The 18,876-nt window shown below is 67.8% G+C and carries 17 protein-coding genes and 1 tRNA gene; 2 read left to right on the forward strand and 16 right to left on the reverse strand.

Features of this window, described 5'->3' with window-relative positions; translation table 11 throughout:
• Window positions 1-91: 91 nt before the first annotated feature.
• From araA to chvE, 7 genes are all read right to left on the reverse strand, one after another.
• Window positions 92-1,588, reverse strand: a complete 1,497-nt coding sequence (araA, locus tag AB0M47_RS29105; RefSeq protein WP_363419647.1) for an L-arabinose isomerase — start codon at window positions 1,586-1,588, stop codon at window positions 92-94.
• Window positions 1,585-2,265, reverse strand: a complete 681-nt coding sequence (locus tag AB0M47_RS29110; protein WP_363419649.1) for an L-ribulose-5-phosphate 4-epimerase — start codon at window positions 2,263-2,265, stop codon at window positions 1,585-1,587. The genes araA and AB0M47_RS29110 overlap by 4 nt, the downstream gene beginning before the upstream one ends.
• Window positions 2,262-3,947 (reverse strand): ribulokinase, encoded by a 1,686-nt coding sequence (gene araB, locus AB0M47_RS29115; protein ID WP_363419650.1) that lies wholly within the window; start codon window positions 3,945-3,947, stop codon window positions 2,262-2,264. The genes AB0M47_RS29110 and araB overlap by 4 nt, the downstream gene beginning before the upstream one ends.
• Window positions 3,948-3,974: 27 nt before the next feature.
• On the reverse strand, window positions 3,975-4,976 hold the full coding sequence (locus AB0M47_RS29120; protein ID WP_363419652.1) for a LacI family DNA-binding transcriptional regulator: 1,002 nt from the start codon (window positions 4,974-4,976) through the stop codon (window positions 3,975-3,977).
• Between the two features lie 45 nt (window positions 4,977-5,021).
• On the reverse strand, window positions 5,022-6,287 hold the full coding sequence (gene mmsB, locus AB0M47_RS29125; protein ID WP_253761028.1) for a multiple monosaccharide ABC transporter permease: 1,266 nt from the start codon (window positions 6,285-6,287) through the stop codon (window positions 5,022-5,024).
• A 5-nt stretch (window positions 6,288-6,292) separates the two neighbouring features.
• Window positions 6,293-7,804 (reverse strand): multiple monosaccharide ABC transporter ATP-binding protein, encoded by a 1,512-nt coding sequence (gene mmsA / locus AB0M47_RS29130; protein WP_363419673.1) that lies wholly within the window; start codon window positions 7,802-7,804, stop codon window positions 6,293-6,295.
• Window positions 7,805-7,944: 140 nt separating this feature from the next.
• Window positions 7,945-9,069, reverse strand: a complete 1,125-nt coding sequence (gene chvE / locus AB0M47_RS29135; RefSeq protein WP_363419654.1) for a multiple monosaccharide ABC transporter substrate-binding protein — start codon at window positions 9,067-9,069, stop codon at window positions 7,945-7,947.
• Between the two features lie 223 nt (window positions 9,070-9,292).
• Between chvE and AB0M47_RS29140 the strand changes: the two genes are divergently transcribed.
• Complete coding sequence (locus tag AB0M47_RS29140; protein WP_363419656.1) at window positions 9,293-10,354, forward strand: glycoside hydrolase family 19 protein; 1,062 nt, start codon at window positions 9,293-9,295, stop codon at window positions 10,352-10,354.
• Between the two features lie 13 nt (window positions 10,355-10,367).
• Here the strand turns inward: AB0M47_RS29140 and AB0M47_RS29145 are convergent, their stop codons facing one another.
• Both AB0M47_RS29145 and AB0M47_RS29150 read right to left on the reverse strand, forming a co-directional pair.
• On the reverse strand, window positions 10,368-10,874 hold the full coding sequence (locus AB0M47_RS29145; RefSeq protein ID WP_363419657.1) for a lamin tail domain-containing protein: 507 nt from the start codon (window positions 10,872-10,874) through the stop codon (window positions 10,368-10,370).
• Window positions 10,875-11,020: 146 nt separating this feature from the next.
• The gene (locus AB0M47_RS29150; protein ID WP_363419659.1) at window positions 11,021-11,440 is read right to left on the reverse strand and encodes a hypothetical protein; all 420 of its coding nucleotides are present in this window, start codon (window positions 11,438-11,440) and stop codon (window positions 11,021-11,023) included.
• 172 nt (window positions 11,441-11,612) lie between these two features.
• Between AB0M47_RS29150 and AB0M47_RS29155 the strand changes: the two genes are divergently transcribed.
• Window positions 11,613-12,746: an epoxide hydrolase gene (locus AB0M47_RS29155; protein WP_363419661.1), complete on the forward strand. Its 1,134-nt coding sequence runs from the start codon at window positions 11,613-11,615 to the stop codon at window positions 12,744-12,746.
• A gap of 97 nt (window positions 12,747-12,843) precedes the next feature.
• On the opposite strand, the gene AB0M47_RS29160 is transcribed toward AB0M47_RS29155, so the two are convergent.
• The 7 genes from AB0M47_RS29160 to AB0M47_RS29190 all read right to left on the reverse strand — a co-directional run bounded on the left by AB0M47_RS29160 (window position 12,844) and on the right by AB0M47_RS29190 (window position 18,531).
• On the reverse strand, window positions 12,844-13,230 hold the full coding sequence (locus AB0M47_RS29160; protein WP_363419663.1) for a hypothetical protein: 387 nt from the start codon (window positions 13,228-13,230) through the stop codon (window positions 12,844-12,846).
• Between the two features lie 14 nt (window positions 13,231-13,244).
• Window positions 13,245-13,853: a DUF6000 family protein gene (locus tag AB0M47_RS29165; RefSeq protein WP_363419665.1), complete on the reverse strand. Its 609-nt coding sequence runs from the start codon at window positions 13,851-13,853 to the stop codon at window positions 13,245-13,247.
• A 72-nt stretch (window positions 13,854-13,925) separates the two neighbouring features.
• The gene (locus AB0M47_RS29170; RefSeq protein ID WP_363419667.1) at window positions 13,926-15,659 is read right to left on the reverse strand and encodes a cellulose binding domain-containing protein; all 1,734 of its coding nucleotides are present in this window, start codon (window positions 15,657-15,659) and stop codon (window positions 13,926-13,928) included.
• 191 nt (window positions 15,660-15,850) lie between these two features.
• Entirely contained in the window at window positions 15,851-16,684 is an 834-nt protein-coding gene (locus AB0M47_RS29175; protein ID WP_253761020.1) for a hypothetical protein, read from the reverse strand.
• 27 nt (window positions 16,685-16,711) lie between these two features.
• The gene (locus tag AB0M47_RS29180) at window positions 16,712-17,764 is read right to left on the reverse strand and encodes a family 43 glycosylhydrolase (protein WP_363419669.1); all 1,053 of its coding nucleotides are present in this window, start codon (window positions 17,762-17,764) and stop codon (window positions 16,712-16,714) included.
• A gap of 91 nt (window positions 17,765-17,855) precedes the next feature.
• The gene (locus AB0M47_RS29185; RefSeq protein WP_363419671.1) at window positions 17,856-18,113 is read right to left on the reverse strand and encodes a hypothetical protein; all 258 of its coding nucleotides are present in this window, start codon (window positions 18,111-18,113) and stop codon (window positions 17,856-17,858) included.
• Between the two features lie 344 nt (window positions 18,114-18,457).
• Window positions 18,458-18,531, reverse strand: a tRNA-Gly gene (locus AB0M47_RS29190).
• Between the last annotated feature and the right edge of the window lie 345 nt (window positions 18,532-18,876).

The raw sequence follows: 18,876 nt of genomic DNA on the forward strand, positions 1-18,876 counted from the left end.
CACACCGTCGACACAACGGTTAACTCCATGATCAACGCGGAGAGCCGCGGGCGGGGGGCGAGCGGGGAGGCGAGCGGAGGCGAGCCGGGGGTTAGAGGCCGGCGGCTAGGCGGTAGTACGCCTGGTTCCAGCGGAGTTCCTTGGTGAACTGCCGCATCGTGGTGTCGGCGTCGATGACGAGCAGCTCGACGCCGGTCATCTCGGCGAGGTCGGTGAGCAGGTCGACGCCGACCGCAGCGGAGAAGACCGTGTGGTGCGGCGCACCCGCGGTCAGCCACGCCTCGGCCGAGGTACGCAGCTCCGGCCGCGGCCGCCAGACCGCACGGGCGACCGGGAGCTTCGGCAGCGGCTGAGGCGGTGGGACGACGTCGATCTCGTTGGCGACCAGGCGGAACCGGTCGCCCATGTCGGCGAGCCCGGCGACGACGGCCGGACCGGCCTGGGCGTCGAAGACGAGCCGGACCGGGTCCTCCCGGCCGCCGATGGACAGCGGATGGATCTCGCAGGTCGGCATGGTGCCGGCGATCGACGGGCAGATCTCCAGCATGTGCGCGCCCAGGACCAGCTCCTGCCCGGGGGCCAGGTGGTAGGTGTAGTCCTCCATGAACGACGTGCCGCCGGGCAGCCCGGCCGCCGCCGTCTTGAGCGTGCGGACGAGGACGGAGGTCTTCCAGTCGCCTTCGCCGCCGAAGCCGTACCCGTCGGCCATCAGGCGCTGGACGGCCAGGCCCGGCAGCTGCCGCAGGCCGCCGAGGTCCTCGAAGTTCGTCGTGAACGCCCGGAAGCCGCCGGAGGTCAGGAAGTCGCGCAGGCCCAGTTCGATGCGGGCGGCGTACCGGAGCGAGTCGTGGCGCTCCCCGCCGGCGCGCAGCGCCTCGGCCACCCGATAGGTCGCCTCGTACTCCTTGACCAGTTCGCTGATGCGGGAGTCCTCGACTCCGTCGACCACGGCGACGAGATCGTTGACGCCGTACGTGTTCACCGAGACGCCGAAGCGGCGCTGGGCCTCGACCTTGTCGCCCTCGGTCACCGCGACGTCGCGCATGTTGTCGCCGAACCGGGCCAGCTTCAGGGTCTTCATCTCGAAGGCTCCGGTGGCGGCCCGCGCCCAGGTGCTGATCCGCTCGGCCACCGACGGGTCGTCGACGTGCCCGGCGACGGTCTTGCGTGCCACGCCCAGCCGGGACTGGATGTACCCGAACTCACGGTCGCCGTGCGCCGCCTGGTTCAGGTTCATGAAGTCCATGTCGATGGTCGCCCAGGGCAGTTCCTGGTTGGCCTGCGTGTGCAGGTGCAGCAGGGGCTTGGCAAGCGCGTCGAGGCCGGCGATCCACATCTTCGCCGGGGAGAAGGTGTGCATCCAGGCGATCACGCCGACGCAGGTGTCGTCGGCGTTGGCGGCCAGCATCACGCGCCGGATCTCCGCGGCGTCGGTCAGCACCGGGCGCCACTCCAGCGTGGCGGGCAGCCGCTCGGCCAGCGCGCGGGCGATCTGCTGGGACTGCTCGGCGACCTGCCGAAGCGTCTCGTCACCGTAGAGGCCCTGGCTGCCGGTCAGGAACCAGATGCGGTAATCGGATGTCGTCATCTCACAATTGCTCCGTCCGTTGTGGATCGCTGGCCGTAGACGTTCTGGTACCGGTCGTACAGGGCATCGACGTCTTTGCCGTCGATGGGCACGGGTTCGCCGTACGCACGCGCGAGGTGGACCGTCCGGGCGACGTCCTCGGTCATCACGGCGGCCTTGACGGCGGCCTTCGCGGTACGCCCGATGGTGAACACCCCGTGGTTGCGCATGAGCACGGCCGGGGAGCGGTGGCCGTCGAGGGTCTCGACGATGCCGCGGCCGATGTCGTCCCCGCCGATCAGGGCGAACGGACCGACCGGGATCTCCCCGCCGAACTCGTCCGCCATCGCGGTCAGTACGCAGGGCACCGGCTCGCCGCGCGCGGCCCAGGCGCTGGCGTACGTGGAGTGGGTGTGCACGACGCCGCCGACGTCCGGCCGATGCCGGTAGACGTAGGCGTGGGCGGCGGTGTCGCTGGACGGCGCGTAGTCGCCCGCGACGAGGTTGCCGTCCAGGTCGCAGACGACCATCGCCTCCGGGGTCAGCTCCTCGTATCCGACGCCCGACGGTTTGATCACCATGAGGTCCTCGCCCGGTACGCGGGCCGACACGTTCCCCGCGGTCCACACGACGAGTCCGTAGCGGACCAGTTCGGCGTGCAACTCACACACCTGTCGGCGTACAAGTTGAAGACTCATCGGAGCGTTCCTTCCGCGAGTGGCGTGAGGGCGGTGTTGCGGATCTCCCGCAGGCGGTGGAGCAGACCTTGACCCGCGAAGGTGTCGTGGAGCAGGCGGTATTCCGCGAAGAGCCGGTCGTAGACGTCGGAATTGGCGTGGTCGGGCTCGTAGGCGGCGGTCTCGACGCCGCCCATCGCCGCGGCGGCGGCGACCACGTCCGGGTACGCCCCGGCCGCGACCGCCGCGTGGATGGCCGACCCGAGGGCCGGGCCCTGGTCGGAGCGGGCGACCGAGACGGGACGCCGCAGCACGTCGGCGTAGATCTGCATGAGGAGGGCGTTCTGTTTGAGCCCGCCGGCGACGATGAACTCGGTGACCGGGATCCCGTGTTTCTCGAAGTTCTCGACGATCACCCGCGTCCCGTACGCCGTCGCCTCCAGCAGCGCCCGGTAGATCTCCTCGGGCCGGGTGGCGAGGGTGAGCCCGGCGATGATGCCGGACAGGTCGTGGTCGACCAGGATCGAGCGGTTGCCACCCATCCAGTCGAGGGCGACGAGCCCGTGCGCGCCGACCGGCTGGCCGGCGGACTTGCGGCCGAGCAGGTCGTGCAGGGATTCCCCGTTCGCGACCGCCTCCCGCTGGTACGCCTCCGGCACGCCGGTCCGCAGCCACCAGGCGAAGATGTCGCCGACCGCGCTCTGCCCGGCTTCGTAGCCGAACGAGCCCGCGGTGATTCCCCCGTCGACGACGCCACAGATGCCGGGCACGTCGACGAGGGCCGAACCGTTGAGGACGTGGCAGGTGGAGGTGCCCATGATGGCCAGCAGCCGGCCGTTCTCGACCGCCTGCGCGGCGGGCGCGGTGACGTGCGCGTCCACGTTGCCGGTGGCGACCGCGATGCCGGCCGGCAGGCCGGTACCGATGTCGACCAGGCCGCCGACCCGCGCGCCCAGCGGGGACAGCGTCTTCGACAATCGCGTCTCAGGGAAGTCCACGAACGAGGGGTGCAGCGCCGCGAGGTAGTCCGGCGACGGGTAGCTGCCGTCCTGGAAGATCCCCTTGTACCCGGCGGTGCAGGTGTTGCGGGTCTCGATCCCGGTCAGCTGCCAGACGATCCAGTCGGCCGCCTCGATCCACCGCTCGGTGCGCTCGTAGACGAGCGGGTCCTCCTCGAGCACCTGGAGCGCCTTGGCGTACTGCCACTCGGAGGAGATCTTGCCGCCGTAGCGTGCGATCCACGGCTCGCCGCGCTCATGCGCCAGCCGGTTGATCCGGTCGGCCTGCTTCTGGGCGGCGTGGTGCTTCCACAGCTTCGGCCAGGCGTGCGGACGCCCGGCCAGCTCCGGCAGTTCGCACAGCGGCGTACCGTCCATAGTGGTCGGCAGAACGGTGCACGCGGTGAAGTCGGTCGAGATACCGATCACCTGCGCGGGATCGACTCCGCCGTCGGCCAGCGCCGCCGGGACGGCGATCCGCAACACGTCCAGCCAGTCCCGTGGGCTCTGCAACGCCCAGTCCGGCGGCAGCTTCTGGCCCGTGCCCGGCAGTTCGCGCTCGATCACGCCGTGGGCGTACTCGTGGACGCCGGTGCCCACCTCCGCGCCGTCGGACACCCGGACCACGACGGCTCGGCCGGACAGCGTACCGAAGTCCACACCGACGACGTAGCGATCCTCGTAACTGTGAGCGTTAACATTCATGGCAGTCCTTCGGGGGTCGAGGGGCTTTCAGCGGGTGCTCTCGCGGATGATCAGCGTCGGGGGCAACTCGACATGCTCAGGCGGCCCCGAACCGCCGCCGGTCAGCCGGTCCACCAGCAGGCGGAGGGACAGCCGGCCCAGCTCGCCGAAGTCCTGGCGTACGGTCGTCAGCGGCGGCTGGAAGAACGACGTCTCGGGGATGTCGTCGAAGCCGACCACGCTCACGTCCCCGGGGACCGACCGGCCCACCTCGTGGAACGCACGCAACAGGCCGAGCGCCATGTGGTCGTTGGCGCAGAAGACCGCGGTCACCTCCGGATCCGCCGCCAGCCGCCGGCCCGCCGCGTACCCCGACTCCGCGCTCCAGTCGCCCGTCACCGGTTCCGGCACCGGCACGCCGGCCCGCGTCAGCTCCGCGCGCCAGCCCTCCAGCCGGCCCACCGCGTCCAGCCACTCCAGCGGCCCGGCCACGTGGTGGACCGTGCGGTGCCCGAGCTCCAGCAGGTGGCGCGTGACCAGCTCGCCGCCGCCGCGCTGGTCGATTCCCACGGTCGGCACGTTCTCCGAGGCCCCGCAAGCCACGCCCACAAGTGGTACGCCAGACGCAGCTACCTCCAGCGCGCCCGCCACGGGCGTCTGCGGGGCGATCACGACGATCCCCTCGACGGCCTGATCGCGCAGCCGCCCGACGGCGTCCAGGAGCGACCCGCGATCGATCGAGCGGAGGCTGGCGATGCTGACGAAATAGTTCGCCGCTCGGGCCGCCTGCTCGATCCCGTACAGCATCGAGGCCGGCCCGTAGAGGGTGGTGTCGAAGCTGATCACGCCGAGCGTCTGCGACTTGCGGGTGACCAGGGTGCGGGCGGCGGAGTTGGGCCGATAGCCCAGTTCCTCGATCGCCGCCAGCACCCGGGACCGGGTCTCCGGCCGCACGTTGCGATGGTCGTTGAGGACGCGGGACACGGTCTGGTGGGAGACCCCGGCCAGCTTGGCGACGTCGGCCATGACCGGCGGCTGCTGCTCTGCCATCGTCTCCGCCCTCCCCCGATCCTCGCCCGGTGATCTTACTTCGGCTCAGCGCGCGGCTCCGGCGCGGCGCTTGGTGAACACGTCGAACGCGACGGCCGCCAGCAGCACGAGCCCCTTGAAGAGCATCACCTGCTCGCTGGGTGCGCCGATGAGCGACATGCCGTTGTTGATGACACCCATGATGAGGCCGCCGGTGATCGCGCCGACCACCTTTCCCACGCCGCCCTGGACCGCCGCGCCGCCGATGAAGGCGGCCGCGATCGCGTCCAGCTCGAAGCCGTTGCCCGCGGTGGGACCGGCCTGGTTGAGCCGGCCGGCGAAGACGATGCCGGCCACGGCGGCCAGGACGCCCATGTTGACGAACAGCCAGAAGGTGACCGACTTGACCTTGATGCCGGACAGCGTCGCCGCGTTGAGGTTGCCGCCGATGGCGTAGATGTGGCGGCCGAACACGGCCCGGTTCGTCAGCAGCGAGTACGCCAGGACGAGCACCGCGAGCAGCACCAGCACCCACGGCAGGTTCTTGGCCCGGGCGAGCTGGACGATGACGAACATGACCACGATCGCGGCGACGACGATCTTCGCGATGAACAGCGCGAACGGCTCGACCGACTGCCCGTAGCGCGTACGCCCGACCCGGCCGCTCCACTGCGTCGCGACGATCCCGGCCACCAGCCCGACCCCGAGAATCAGAGTGAACAGGTCCGCGCCGTCGAGCGGGCCGAGCCCGATGTTGCCGAGATAGGTCGGCATGAAGCCGTTGGCGATCGTCCGCACCTCGTCCGGGAACGGGCCGATGCCCTGGTTGCCCAGGACCGACAGGGTCAGCGCCCGGAAGACGAGCATGCCGGCCAGCGTCACGATGAACGCCGGGATGCCGAAGTACGCCACCCAGTAGCCCTGCCACGCGCCGATGGCGGCCCCGGCGAGCACCGTGATGAGCAGGGCCAGCGGCCACGGCACGTCGTGGTTGACCATCAGTACGGCCGAGATCGCCCCGGTCACGGCGACCACCGAACCGGCGGACAGGTCGATGTGCCCGGAGATGATGATCAGGATCATCCCGATCGCCAGGATCAGGATGTAGGAGTTCTGCACGACCAGGTTCGACACGTTCTGCGGGGTCAGCAGGTCGCCGCGGGTGAGGATCTCGAACAGCACGATGATCAGCGCGAACGCGATGTAGATGCCGTTCTGGCGAAGGTTCGCCGTGAAGTGCCGGCCACCGAATCGGTCCGGTGCCGCGGCCTGAGGTTCCGGCACCACCGGGACGGCGGTGCTCGGGCCGGTCGTAGGGCCGACGCTGGTCATGGTGACTACTGCTCCTTCACCTTGGTCATGTACTGCATGAGCCGCTCCGGCGTCGCCTCGGCGCGGGCGACCTCGCCGGTGATCCGGCCGGCCGACATCGCGTAGACGCGATCGCAGACGCCGAGCAGCTCGGGCAGCTCGGAGGAGATCACCAACACCGCTTTGCCCTGGTCGGCCATCTGGTTGATGATCGAATAGATCTCGTACTTGGCCCCGACGTCGATGCCCCGGGTGGGCTCGTCGAGGATCAGCACGTCGGCGTCGGTGAACAACCACTTCGACAGCACGACCTTCTGCTGGTTGCCGCCGCTGAGCTTCCCGGTGATCGCCGAGACGGTCGGCGCCTTGATGTTCATGCTCGCCTGAAAACCGGTGGCGACCCGGTACTCCTCGTTCTCGTGGACCCAGCCCGCGGTGGCCAGCTTCGTCAACGCGGCGGCCGACACATTGCGCTTGATGTCCTCGATGAGATTCAGTCCGTAGCGCTTGCGATCCTCGGTGGCGTACGCGATGCCGTGGCGGATCGCGTCCCGCACCGTACGCAGCTGCACCTCGACGCCGTCCTTGTAGACCCGGCCGGAGATGCCGATGCCGTAACTGCGCCCGAACACGCTCATCGCCAGCTCGGTCCGGCCTGCGCCCATCAATCCGGCCAGCCCGACGATCTCGCCGCGCCGCAGCCGCAGGTTCGCGCCGGCGACGACGACCCGGCCGTGCTGGGTCGGGCTGTGCACCGTCCAGTCCTCGATCCGCAGCACCTCCTCGCCGATGTTCGGCACGTGCTCGGGGAAGCGGTGCTCCAGGTCCCGGCCGACCATCCCGGCGATGATGCGGTCCTCGGTGACGTTGTCGTTCACCATGTCGAGGGTCTCGATGGTGCGGCCGTCCCGCAGGATCGTCACGGAGTCGGCGATCGCCTCGATCTCGTTCAGCTTGTGCGAGATGATCACGCAGGTGATCCCCTCGTCGCGCAGGCCGCGCAGCAGATCCAGCAGGTGTGCCGAGTCCTCGTCGTTCAGCGCGGCGGTCGGCTCGTCGAGGATCAGCAGCCGGACCTCTTTGGACAGCGCCTTGGCGATCTCGACCAGCTGCTGCTTGCCGACCCCGAGGTCCATGGCCGGCGTCGCCGGATGCTCGGACAGCCCCACCCGCTGAAGCAACGCCGCCGCCTCGACGTGCGTACGCATCCAGTCGATCACGCCGTGCCTGGCGCGCTCGTTGCCGAGGAAGATGTTCTCCTCGATCGAAAGGTTCGGGCAGAGCGCCAGTTCCTGGTGGATGATGACGATCCCGCGCCGCTCGCTGCCCCGGATGTCGGCGAACCGGCACGGCTCACCGTCGAACTCGATGTCACCCGAGTAGGAGCCGTGCGGGTACACGCCCGACAGCACCTTCATCAGCGTCGACTTCCCGGCGCCGTTCTCGCCGCAGATCGCATGGATCTCGCCGCGGCGTACCGTCAGGTTGACGTCCTTGAGCGCGATGACCCCGGGGAACGTCTTGGTGATGTCCCGCATCTGCAGGATCACGGTGATCTCCCTCGCTCTTGACCGGCCCTCGGCCGGTCATCGGCTGGCACAGTCTCCGGCATGCGAGCGCCGACGTAGGTCGGTGCATGCCCGGCCGGGCCGTCACGCGGCCCGGCCGGACGCTCGTGCTACTTGAGCTGGTCGGCCGTGTAGTAGCCGGTGTCGATGAGCGCCTTCTGGTAGTTGTCCTTGTAGACCACCACCGGCTCGAGCAGGTAGGACGGGACGACCTTCATGCCGTTGTCGTAGTCCTTGGTGTTGTTGACCTCGGGCTTGCCGCCCTTGAGGACCGCGTCGGCCATCTTCACGGTGACCTTCGCCAGCTCGCGGGTGTCCTTGTAGATCGTCGCGTACTGCTCACCGGCGATGATCGACTTCACCGAGGCGACCTCGGCGTCCTGGCCGGTCACGATCGGGTAGGGCTGGCCGGCGGTGCCGTAGCCGTTGCTCTTCAGCGCCGACAGGATGCCGATCGACAGACCGTCGTAGGGCGACAGCACGCCCTGGACCTTGCCGCCCTTGGCGTACGCCTTCGTGAGCAGGTCCTCCATCCGCCGTTGGGCGGTCATCGGGTCCCAACGCAGGATCGCGACCGTCTTGAACTCGGTCTCCCCGCTCTTGACGACCAGGGTGCCCTTGTCGATGTACGGCTTGAGGGTGTCCATCGCCCCGTTGAAGAAGAAGGTGGCGTTGTTGTCGTCCGGCGATCCGGCGAACAGCTCGATGTTGAACGGGCCCTTCGCGGTGCCGTCGGTGCCGTCCTGCTTCTTCAGGCCGAGCCCGACCAGCAGCGAGGTCGCCTGCTGCACGCCGACCTTGTAGTTGTCGAAGGTCGCGTAGTAGTCCACGTTGGGCGACTTGCGGATCAGCCGGTCGTACGCGATCACCGGGATCTTCTTGTCCGCCGCCTCCTGCAGCTGCGTGGTCAGCGCGGTTCCGTCGATCGAGGCGATGATCAGCAGCTTCGCGCCCTTGGTGATCTGGTTCTCGATCTGGTTGACCTGGGTGGGGATGTCGTTCTCGGCGTACTGGAGGTCCACCTTGTACCCCAGCGCCTCGAGCTGGCTCTTGAGGTTGTCCCCGTCGTGGATCCACCGCTCCGAGGACTTGGTGGGCATCGTGACGCCGACGAGCGCTCCGGCGGCGCCGGCGCTCGACTGCTGGTCGATCGTCTTCGTGGTGTCGCCACAGGCCGTCAGGCCCGCCGCGATGAGCAGGCCGGCCGCGGCCGCGGCCAGCTTCGCGATCTTCATGGCACTCCTCAGGAACGGGGGATGTTAACGCTCACATTTGTGCGCGATGCGAGTTGTTTCCAGAGGTAGATGGGGGTTGTTAACGCTCACATCTTTTGCCGTGACCCAGCTCACGGTCAACGGGAATTCGGTAACGGTTGGGTTACGACGGAAATTGTTAGGGAACTTTGCTAAAACCATGTAACGTATGCGCATCAATATATTCCTGCGGGAAGGAGTATCGATGTCGCGCGTACGCGTTCTGGCGGCGACACTCATGATCACGATCGCCGGCGCGGTGGTAGCGGTGCTGCCCGCCGGCATGGCCACGGCGGCGGACTGCGTGACGCCGTGGCAGTCCTCGGCCGTTTACACGGGCGGGATGACGGCCTCCTACAACGGCCACAACTGGCGGGCCAAGTGGTGGACGCAGAGCGAGACCCCAGGCGCCGCAGACGTCTGGGCCGACCAGGGCACGTGCGGCGGATCCACGCCGCCGCCCGGCGGCAGTTGCGCCTATCCGAACTGGACCGCCGGCACCTGGTACGACACCGGCGCGATCGTCCGCTACACGAACGGCAACTACTACATCGCCGAGCACGGCAATCCCGGCTATGACCCCACGATCAGCACCTGGTACTGGGACCCGTACGCCTGCAGTGGCGGCGGCACCACTCCCCCGCCCACGAACCCGGGCGGCTTCGTCGTCAGCGAAACCCAGTTCAACCAGATGTTCCCGAGCCGGAACTCCTTCTACACGTACCAGGGTCTGGTCGCGGCGCTCAGCTCCTACCCGGCGTTCGCCGCCACGGGCACCGACACCGTACGCCGTCAGGAGGCCGCGGCCTTCCTCGCCAACGTCAACCACGAAACCGGCGGACTCGTGTACATCACGGAGATCAACCGGGGCACCTATTGCGACCTGAGCCAGTCGTACGGCTGCCCGGCCGGCGCGGCCAACTACTACGGCCGCGGCCCGATCCAGCTGAGCTGGAACTTCAACTACAAGGCAGCCGGCGACGCGCTCGGTCTCCCGCTGCTCACCAACCCGTGGCTCGTCGAGACCGACGCGGCGGTCGCTTGGCGTACGGCGCTCTGGTACTGGAACACCCAGACCGGGCCCGGCACGATGACGGCGCACAACGCGATGGTCAACGGAGCCGGTTTCGGCGAGACCATCCGCAGCATCAACGGCTCGCTCGAATGCAACGGTGGCAACCCCGGCCAGGTGCAGAGCCGTGTCACGGCGTACCAGCAGTTCGTCCAGATCCTCGGCACGACCGCGGGCGGCAATCTGTATTGCTGATGAGCGTTTCTGATCAGCGTTTCTGATCAGCGGCGAGGGGCCGCCGGAGTTCGCTCCGGCGGCCCCTCGCGCGATCAGCAGTACTTGACGTCGACGTTGCCCACGAGCAGGAGTCGACCGCCCGCCCGGACGCGTCCCGCACGTACGCCGCGTCGCCGGTGTTGTTCCAGACGTACCAGCCCAGCCCCCAGTAGCGGTCGGTGCTGGTGTTGGCGCCCTTGCCGGTGTGCAGGCGCACCGACTTGCCGGCGCCCAGCGTGAACGTGCCGAACTTGTAGACGTGGTTGGACTTGTCGCGCACGGTCCAGTTCGTCAGCGTGATCGCCTTGCTCGTGGTGTTCTTGAGCGTGGCGACCTCGCGGACGAGCTGCGAATTGGCCGTCGTGTCCTTTCCGGACGGGTCCACGACGACCTTCGTGAACATGATTCGCGGGTTGGCCGCGAATGCCGGGGACGAAGGCAGCACGACCGCGAGACTCGCGACGGAGGCGGCGATCAGCATCGAGGCACGCTTCACCACAATGGCGCTCCATGGGTACGTTGAACTGGGTGTTCGGCAACGTACCCGACGATCACCAGGCATTGCGAGCATCTCAGGCGTGGGGCCTACCCCGTTCGGGAATGGGCTATTCCACAGTGCACTCCGGTGCTGATTCGGTCGCCCGTTCAGTCAGTGATGGCAAGCCCTGTGCGGCCGGCCGCCGCAATCATGTCGTCTTGATCGATACCATCGCCGCTGACGCCGACCGCCCCGACCGGTACGCCGTCCCGAGAGAGCCGAGAAGTCGTGGACGCTTCGACGTCCAAGCCGAACTGAGGGGCGTCCTGCGTACTGGGGCTTCCCAGCGCCGTCCCGTCGACGTCGAAGACGGTGACGTCGACCTCGGTCGGCTGCGGCACCGGCAACCGGATCGCGAAGGTCGTGACCGCGACCAGTTCGCCGTAGAAGCCGTCGCCCTCCACCCCCAAGCCACCGACAGCCAGGGCCTTGGCCGCCTGCCCCGCGTGTGCGCTCGCCGGTGTGATCACGACCGCCGCGGCCAGTCCGAACGCGATGACCACTCGATGAAGCAGCGATCTGGACACCGTCCACCTCCCGTTTGTTGCCGTTCGTTACCGAATGCTCCAGCAAACCGCCGTTTAACCGAGCCGGACAGGTGAATGAACCTGACCTGCCCGTCGTCGGATATTGGAATGGAACGTTCCGTTCTGCTATGCTGAGACGGAACGAAACATTCCGCTCCAGTTGGAGGCTCTGATGACCGCGATCCGCCCCTTCCGCGTCGACGTCGCCCAGGCGCAGCTCGACGACCTCGCCGCCCGCCTCGACCGGATCATCTGGCCGAACGAGCTGCCCGGGGCCAACGGTTCGAACGGCATGACCAACGACCGCGTACGCACGCTCGTCGAGCACTGGCGGACGGCGTTCGACTGGCGGGCGCTGGAGGCTCGGCTGAACGCGTACCCGCAGTTCACCACCGAGATCGACGGCGAAGACATCCACTTCCTGCACGTACGCTCGCCGCGCGAGGACGCGACGCCGATGATCCTCACGCACGGCTGGCCAGGCTCGGTCGTCGAGTTCCTGGACGTCATCGAGCCGCTCACCGACCCGGCCGACTCGGCGGCACCGGCGTTCCACCTGGTGATCCCGTCGCTGCCCGGCTTCGGCTTCTCCGGACCGACCCGCTCGGCGGGCTGGAACCGCTTCCGCACCACCCGCGCCTGGGTCGAGCTGATGGACCGCCTCGGTTACGAGCGCTACGTCGCGGCGGGCAACGACGCCGGTTCGATGATCGCGCCGGAAATGGGCCGCGTCGCGCCCGACAAGGTGATCGGCGTCCACGTGACGCAGGCGTTCTCGTTCCCGTCCGGCGACTCGGCCGAGTTCGCGACGTTCGACCCCGAGGACTACGCCGCCCTCCAGCACCTGCAATGGTTCTACGAGAACATGTTCTCGTTCAACACCCTGCACTCGCAGCAGCCGCAGACCCTCGCGTTCGCGCTAGCCGACTCGCCGGTGGGCCTGCTCGCCTGGAACGCCCAGCTCATGGGCGAATCGCTCGACGCGGACTTCGTCATCGCCAACACCGCGATCTACTGGCTGACCGGCACCTCCGGCTCGGCGATCCGCTTCTACTACGAGGACGCCCACACCGACGAGAAGCCGGAAGGCCCGACGACCGCACCGCTGGGCGTGGCCATCTTCGCCGGCGACTTCCAGTCGATCCGGCCGCTCGTCGAGCGCGACCACGCGAACGTCGTCCGCTGGCGCAAGTACGACGCCGACCTCCCGAAGGGCGGCCCGCGCAACGCCGGTGGGCACTACGCCGCCCACGAGGCGACCGACCTCTACGTCGGCGACATCCGCGAATTCGTCGCCGCGCTCTAGCCGCTCGTTTCGGAAAGCCCGGACCCGCCTCGCGCCGGTCCGGGCTCCGGCGTTTTCGGTCGAAGCCGCCGCCAGATGCGTTCCACGCTCGGATCGATCAGTCGACCAAATAGCACGCGTCCCAGACGACCTGGGGAAGAAGGCGCGTCAGCTCCGCCAGATCGGCATCCGGAATGCTCAGCCGTAGGTGCTGAATCTGCGGGAAGCCAAGCATCTCGGCAGCACGCGGGAGGTATTCGAGGTAGAGGTCTCGGCCGGAGAGGCGCCACGAGGTCACCGGCTCGAACGCTGCTCGACCTTCGGCATTGACCACCTCATAGCCGAGGACGTCCGGGCGGCTCGCCGCGGGGAGCGCGAACTGGATCATGTGGTCATCCCGCGCTGAGTCATCGCTCAGTTTGATGGCGGACACCTCGTCGGTGTCGACGAACGTCGCTACGAGGATCTCAAGATGGATCGGTTGCAGTGACGGCTCGGCGGTCATGTCGTTCAAGATAGTCAGCTCCGGAGCCCACACGCTTCGGCGATCCGCGACCGCAGGTGTTCAAACGCGACGGGCTGGTGAGGGAGCCCGTTCGCCCAGCGCTGCCACAGTCCCTCCGCGACCAGGAACGGATCAGCGAATCGGGTCCCGCGTACCGCGTCGAGATGGACCAAGGCAGCCATCGCCCAGTGCTGGTCGTATCGAAGCTCGATGCGCGGCAGATAGCGGTCGAGGTACGCGATCAGGATGGCGGCGTCCTCCTCGGTGCCCAATGCCGCCAGCGCGACGCAGTATCCCTGGCCCGCATACGTCATGTCGCTCGCCAACAACAGCTCGCCGATCTGGCGCCGAAAAGCCACGCGCCGACCCATGGCGACCAGCCAGGCCGCGACGATCCTCGACCGCCAGCCACCCAAGTCCAGACGTCCGCTGAACAACAGCGCAAGATGCTCCTCGCTGATCGCCCGGGCATCGTGAACCAGGGCCTGGACGAAATCGGCGCGCTGATCCTCCGGCAATCGAAGGAACCGGCCATGGAGCAGCTCGAAATACCTGCCTTGCCGACCAGCGCCTCTGCTGTCGGCGACATAGCCAGCGACGCCGTCGAGTTCGCCGTTGATCACCTGACCATGATGCCGCCAGGCAGCGGCCCGCCGCCGTGCACGGGATATGCGGCACAGCGGCGGGACCGATCGCTACGGGCTGGTGCAGGTCAGGGCCGGGGTGGTCGCAGTGCCGGCTGCGGTGAAGCCGAACGTGGTCGACGCTCCCGCCGCCAACGCCCCGTTGTAGGACTCGTTGGTGACCGTCGCCGCCGTGCCGCTCACGGTGAGTCGGCCGTTCCAGGTCTGGCTGATCGTCTGGCCGCCGGCAAGCGTCCACTTGACGGTCCAACCGCTGATCGCGGCGGTGCCGGCCGTCACCGTCACCTCACCTTGGAATCCACCCGGCCAAGAATTGACCGACTGGTACGCAGCCGAGCACGCTCCACTGGGCGGGGGCGTCGTGGGGACGGTCGACGGCGAAGTGGACGCGGTCGGCGAAGTGGACGCCGTCGGCGAAGTGGTGGGCGAGGTCGTCGGCAGAGGCTTGCTGCCCTGGGCGGCGTAGTCGAGGTACTCCTCGATGTTGCGGTATCCGTCGCCGTCCGCGTCGCCGTTGTGGTCGTCGGCGCTCGGGTTCAGACCCGCCGCCGACTCCCACGCGTTCGGCATACCGTCGTGGTCGGTGTCCCAGCCGCTGGGGCTGCTCACCTGCGCGGCATTCCAGAGGTTGTTCCACTCGGTGGAGTTGGGATCGTTGATGACCGAGCCGCTGGTCGAGCGGGTTTCGCTGATCACCCGGGTGTCGACGGCGTCGCGCGCCCACCAGAACGCGCCCGAACTGTCGAGGACCTTGGTCAGCGCGGCGCCGGCCGACTCGGTGGTGACGTTGGGGACGTTGAAACGGCTGGAGTTGTGCGTCGGCACGCTGGTGAAGCGGTCCCAGGCGATGTCCACGCCGTTGGTCAGGTTCGAGTCGCCGTCATAGTCGGCGCGGTTACCCGAGATGTACGCCGCCGTTCCGGTGGCCCCGGTGTAGACCTCAGGATTGCCGGAGTTCTGCCGCAGGTACGTGTTGCCGACGAAGTTGCCGTTGGCGAGCTGATCGGCGCCGCTGTAGCCCTTGCCCTCGAAGATGACGTTGTTGCTCCACTCGACGTTGTTCACCGCACCGGTCTCGTTGCCCAGCCGGGGCAGCCGGCTGACCTGGTGGGCGAACAGGTTGTGGTGGTACGCGACGTTCGAGCCGGTGACGTCGCTGCCGACCAGGGCTCCGTAGCTGTGGCCGTTGTAGTTCAGGCCGTCGGACACGATGGCGTACTGCACCGTGACCTGGCCGGCGGCGTCGCTGACGCTGATGCCCTCGTCGTCGGCCCAACTGACCGAGACGTGGTCGACGATGACGTCGTCCCCGGTGATCCAGATCCCATCATTGGTCGCCGACTCGGGATTGGCCTGATCCTTGCCGGGCCGGAACTTCACGTGCCGGATGATGACGTTCTTCCCGGTGACCTTCGTGGCCTGGCCCATGATCGTGATGCCAGGTTTGGGCGCGGTCTGCCCAGCGATGGTCAAGTTGCTCGCGTTGATCGTCAGCCAACCCTGGCGCCCGGCCGGCGACAGCTTGATGGTGCCCGCCACGTCGAAGACGATCGTCCGGCCACCGCTGGGAACGGTCGTGATGCCGTATCGCAGCGATCCTGCCTGCGGGTTGCTGGCGTTGTCGGTGAGATTGGTGACGTGGTAGACGTCGCCACCGCGGCCGCCGGTCGCGTACATCGCCGGGCCCGCGGCGCCGGGGAAAGCCGCCACCGTCGCTGCGTTGGCCGCGGTGCCTCCGGCCACGATTCCGGCCATCACGAGTACGCCGGCCGCCGCTGAAGCCATTGCGACGCGGGCGGATCTGCGCAGGCTGAACCTCGGTGCCCGCCTGCTTGTTGTTGCTGACCTTGACATGTCTCTCCCCGATCGATCCGGTGATCCTCATGTAGGAGATGCACGCGGGACAGATCGATAACAGAAACTGCGTCGACGCCCGGCATCCCACCGAGGAATGCCGGGCGCGAAAGGTCTGCGCGTCAGACCCGGCGGAGTTGGAGCACCGCCACCCGGGCGTCGTGGCCGTCGACGTTCATCGGGACGACCTTCGTGTTCCGCAGCTGGATCTGTACGCCGTTCGTGCCCTGGATCCAGCCGATGTGATCGATGCCGGAGCCGAAGGCCCGCGTCTCCCGCTCCGGGTACAGCTTCGGCATCGGGTCACGGTTGGTGTCGCCGGTCCAGATCACCGGATAGCCACGCGTACGCCAATATTCCATGACGGTGTTCCGGAGGGTGTCGAAGTGCAGCGCCCACATCCGGTCCCGCCACGCCTCATATGGGTCTTCCTTCCCGTTGTACGCCCCAGCCACGAAGTGCGTGTTGACGAAGGCGAACTTGAGCGCCGGGTCGTCGGCCGCGCCCAGGAGGACCTCGGTGATCACCCGGTTCGGCGAGACGCCTTCCTTACCCGGGTGCACGGGCGTGACCCGCTGGGCGAGCACCGTGTACACCTTGGGCACGGACATCGGGACGAGGTGCCCGCCATCGTTCAGGTGCAGGTTGTTGTAGTACGGCCCGAAGTGCTCGTTGATCCAGCCCTTCTCCTTCTCGTCGCCGTCGCCCTCGCCGATCTCCTGCCAGCCGACGAGCGGCCGGTCCTGGGGACCTTCCATGCTGAGGGCGTTGCGGACGGCGACGATCGCGGCCTCCCGCTGACCGAGGTTGTCCCGGCCGATGTTGGCGGTGACGACGCCGAGGTTTCGCCAAGCGGTCGCCGCACCGGCGGACTCGGCCAGGCCCAGTGCGCCGGTAGCTCCGGCAAGGGCGGCGCCACCGGCCAGGCCGAGCGCGCGTCGTCTACTGATTGGCATCACGGATCTCCTTTGTGGAAGCAGGGGTCAGGACACGAGGAAGCCGGAGGAGGGCCGGGTCAGCACGCCGGTCATCGGGAACCGGTTAGCCCCGTCCCACCAGTGCCAGACCACGCGGTAGGAGCCGTCGGCGGCGGTGAAGACGTCCATTCCGCCGGGGCCCTGATGATTGCTGGGAAGACCACGGATCGGGTTGAGCCCGGTCGCTCCGGTGAAGCCGAAGAAGGGACGCGCGACACCCTCGCGGATAGGCGTACAGCGGGAACCGGGCAACGGGGTCGTGCCACAGTTCGCGATGCCGGTCGCGTACCGGGGGCTGTCCCAGTTGTTGCCCGAATACATCAGGTACCAGTGCCCGTCGGCGGCCTTCCACATCGACGGGTTCTCCACGACGTGCGTACCGCCGCTGGTCTTCGCGGTGTCCCACGTGATGTCGGTGCTCTTGAGCATGTCGCGCCGGGTGTCCCAGATCGCACGTCCCTCGCTGTCGGTCCGGACGGTGGAGATGCCGGTCTCGGCGCCCGTCGCGATCGCGTCATCCCGGTAGGTCACATACAGATTCCCGCCCGCGACGAAAGGATTGGCGTCCAGCGCCCACCGACCCGCGTCGGGGCAGGCCCATTCACCCTGGTTGACGAACGGACCGCGAGCGCTGCTGGAGATCGCCCGGCCGATGCACTTCTGGCCGGAACCCTTGCGGGAGGCCGTGTAGAACATGAAGAACCGGTCACCGAAACGCGCGACGCCCGGTGCCCAGATCGCCCCGTCGGGCTCAGCCCAGGCACCCGGCCCGGACGGCAGCGCATCGTCCGCCGCACAGTTGGCCATGCCGACATCACTGCCGGAGCCGTGGACGAGAACGGGCACGAACAGCCGGCCGGTCGCGCCGCAGCGCGTACCCTTCCCGGCGCCGACGGTCGTGCCATAGGTGACGTACGAGCCGTCCTTCGCTAGAACGGTGTCAGGGTCGGCCAGCGGGAAAGTCGACGTGCTCGCCGCGATTGCCGTCGCCCCCGCAGTCACGACTAGGGCAGTCGCAGTCAGGGCGACGAGCGCCCCACGTAGTCGGAGAGGGCTCACCGGACGCCTCCTGTCGAGGTTGGTCACTTGTGGACAGCAACCGAGGCTAGAGACGTCGACTACATTCGATGCACAAAATTCATACACGGCCTCACACCGGGTCGTCGTTCACCCACGGCGGCGCGTACCCAGCTACCACGGCGGTCGCCGCCAGCAGTAACGACAGAGCCAGTCCGACCAGCAAGCCGGCACCGAAATGTCGCGCCTGCGGCGGCCGGTAGATCAGCCAACCGACAGCTCCGGTGAACGGCAGCATGCAGGCGCTGGCAGCCGACATGTAGAAGAGCCACTCGCCGGGGCTGTCGTTACCGCCCCAGACGGCGTCAGCAGCTTTGGCGGGCAACAGCACGTGGAGGGTAAGCGCACAAATGAGCCCTCCGACGAATCCGACCACTCTGCTCTTCACGAATCCTCCGGCGCTCCCTGAAACGTTGACAGGCTATAGCTGGCAGGCGCGGCCGGGTCGAATCGTGGGCACCGTTGCTCTCGGGAAGACGTCCTCGCTCTTTGCCAAACGGTTCGCATAGTCGGCGACCCACACCCACGGCCGGGCCGATAGCCAAGAAAGCTACGGCCACCGCGGCTGCTGCGACGTTCGACGTGCTCCAGGTCTGGCTGCACGCGCAGGATGCTGGCCGTGGACGATGACCAGTGCGTGTCGTACGGCCAATCGGGAAAGCCTGGGTCTATCGATGGAGCGGGCGATGAGAATCGAACTCACGTAATCAGTTTGGAAGACTGAGGCTCTACCATTGAGCTACGCCCGCGTCGCGCATCCCGAGGGAAGCGCCCAGCGAATACTACACGAACCGGAACGGGATCCAGCACGGATATCCCCCGCCGCTGGTGATGATCCACATCCCGATCCGTGTCGTACTAGGCCCCGTTTCCGACACGTCACGGGATCTGGATCATGATCGAACGCAGCTGGCGGGGATCTTTCGCCTGACTGATGTCGAAACGGGCCGCTCAGGACACAGCGCGGGCGAAAGTTCCCGGCACCGGCGTACGCCCGGCAGGCAGATCAGGGTTGTGGGGGGGGTGGGTTGGGGAGATTGGGGGCCCCACACAACGGGAGGGAAACACGCAGAGAACAAAACACCCGAAAAGAA

This window comes from Hamadaea sp. NPDC051192, assembly GCF_040682475.1.
Lineage (GTDB): Bacteria > Actinomycetota > Actinomycetes > Mycobacteriales > Micromonosporaceae > Hamadaea > Hamadaea flava.

Coding starts and splice junctions, on each gene's coding strand:
- AB0M47_RS29140 (WP_363419656.1), top strand. CDS start 9,293: ATGTCGCGCGTACGCGTTCTGGCGGCGACACTCATGATCACGATCGCC.
- AB0M47_RS29170 (WP_363419667.1), bottom strand. CDS start 15,659: ATGGCTTCAGCGGCGGCCGGCGTACTCGTGATGGCCGGAATCGTGGCC.
- araB (WP_363419650.1), bottom strand. CDS start 3,947: ATGAATGTTAACGCTCACAGTTACGAGGATCGCTACGTCGTCGGTGTG.
- AB0M47_RS29110 (WP_363419649.1), bottom strand. CDS start 2,265: ATGAGTCTTCAACTTGTACGCCGACAGGTGTGTGAGTTGCACGCCGAA.
- AB0M47_RS29175 (WP_253761020.1), bottom strand. CDS start 16,684: ATGCCAATCAGTAGACGACGCGCGCTCGGCCTGGCCGGTGGCGCCGCC.
- chvE (WP_363419654.1), bottom strand. CDS start 9,069: ATGAAGATCGCGAAGCTGGCCGCGGCCGCGGCCGGCCTGCTCATCGCG.
- mmsB (WP_253761028.1), bottom strand. CDS start 6,287: ATGACCAGCGTCGGCCCTACGACCGGCCCGAGCACCGCCGTCCCGGTG.
- mmsA (WP_363419673.1), bottom strand. CDS start 7,804: ATGCGGGACATCACCAAGACGTTCCCCGGGGTCATCGCGCTCAAGGAC.
- AB0M47_RS29160 (WP_363419663.1), bottom strand. CDS start 13,230: ATGACCGCCGAGCCGTCACTGCAACCGATCCATCTTGAGATCCTCGTA.
- AB0M47_RS29120 (WP_363419652.1), bottom strand. CDS start 4,976: ATGGCAGAGCAGCAGCCGCCGGTCATGGCCGACGTCGCCAAGCTGGCC.
- araA (WP_363419647.1), bottom strand. CDS start 1,588: ATGACGACATCCGATTACCGCATCTGGTTCCTGACCGGCAGCCAGGGC.
- AB0M47_RS29155 (WP_363419661.1), top strand. CDS start 11,613: ATGACCGCGATCCGCCCCTTCCGCGTCGACGTCGCCCAGGCGCAGCTC.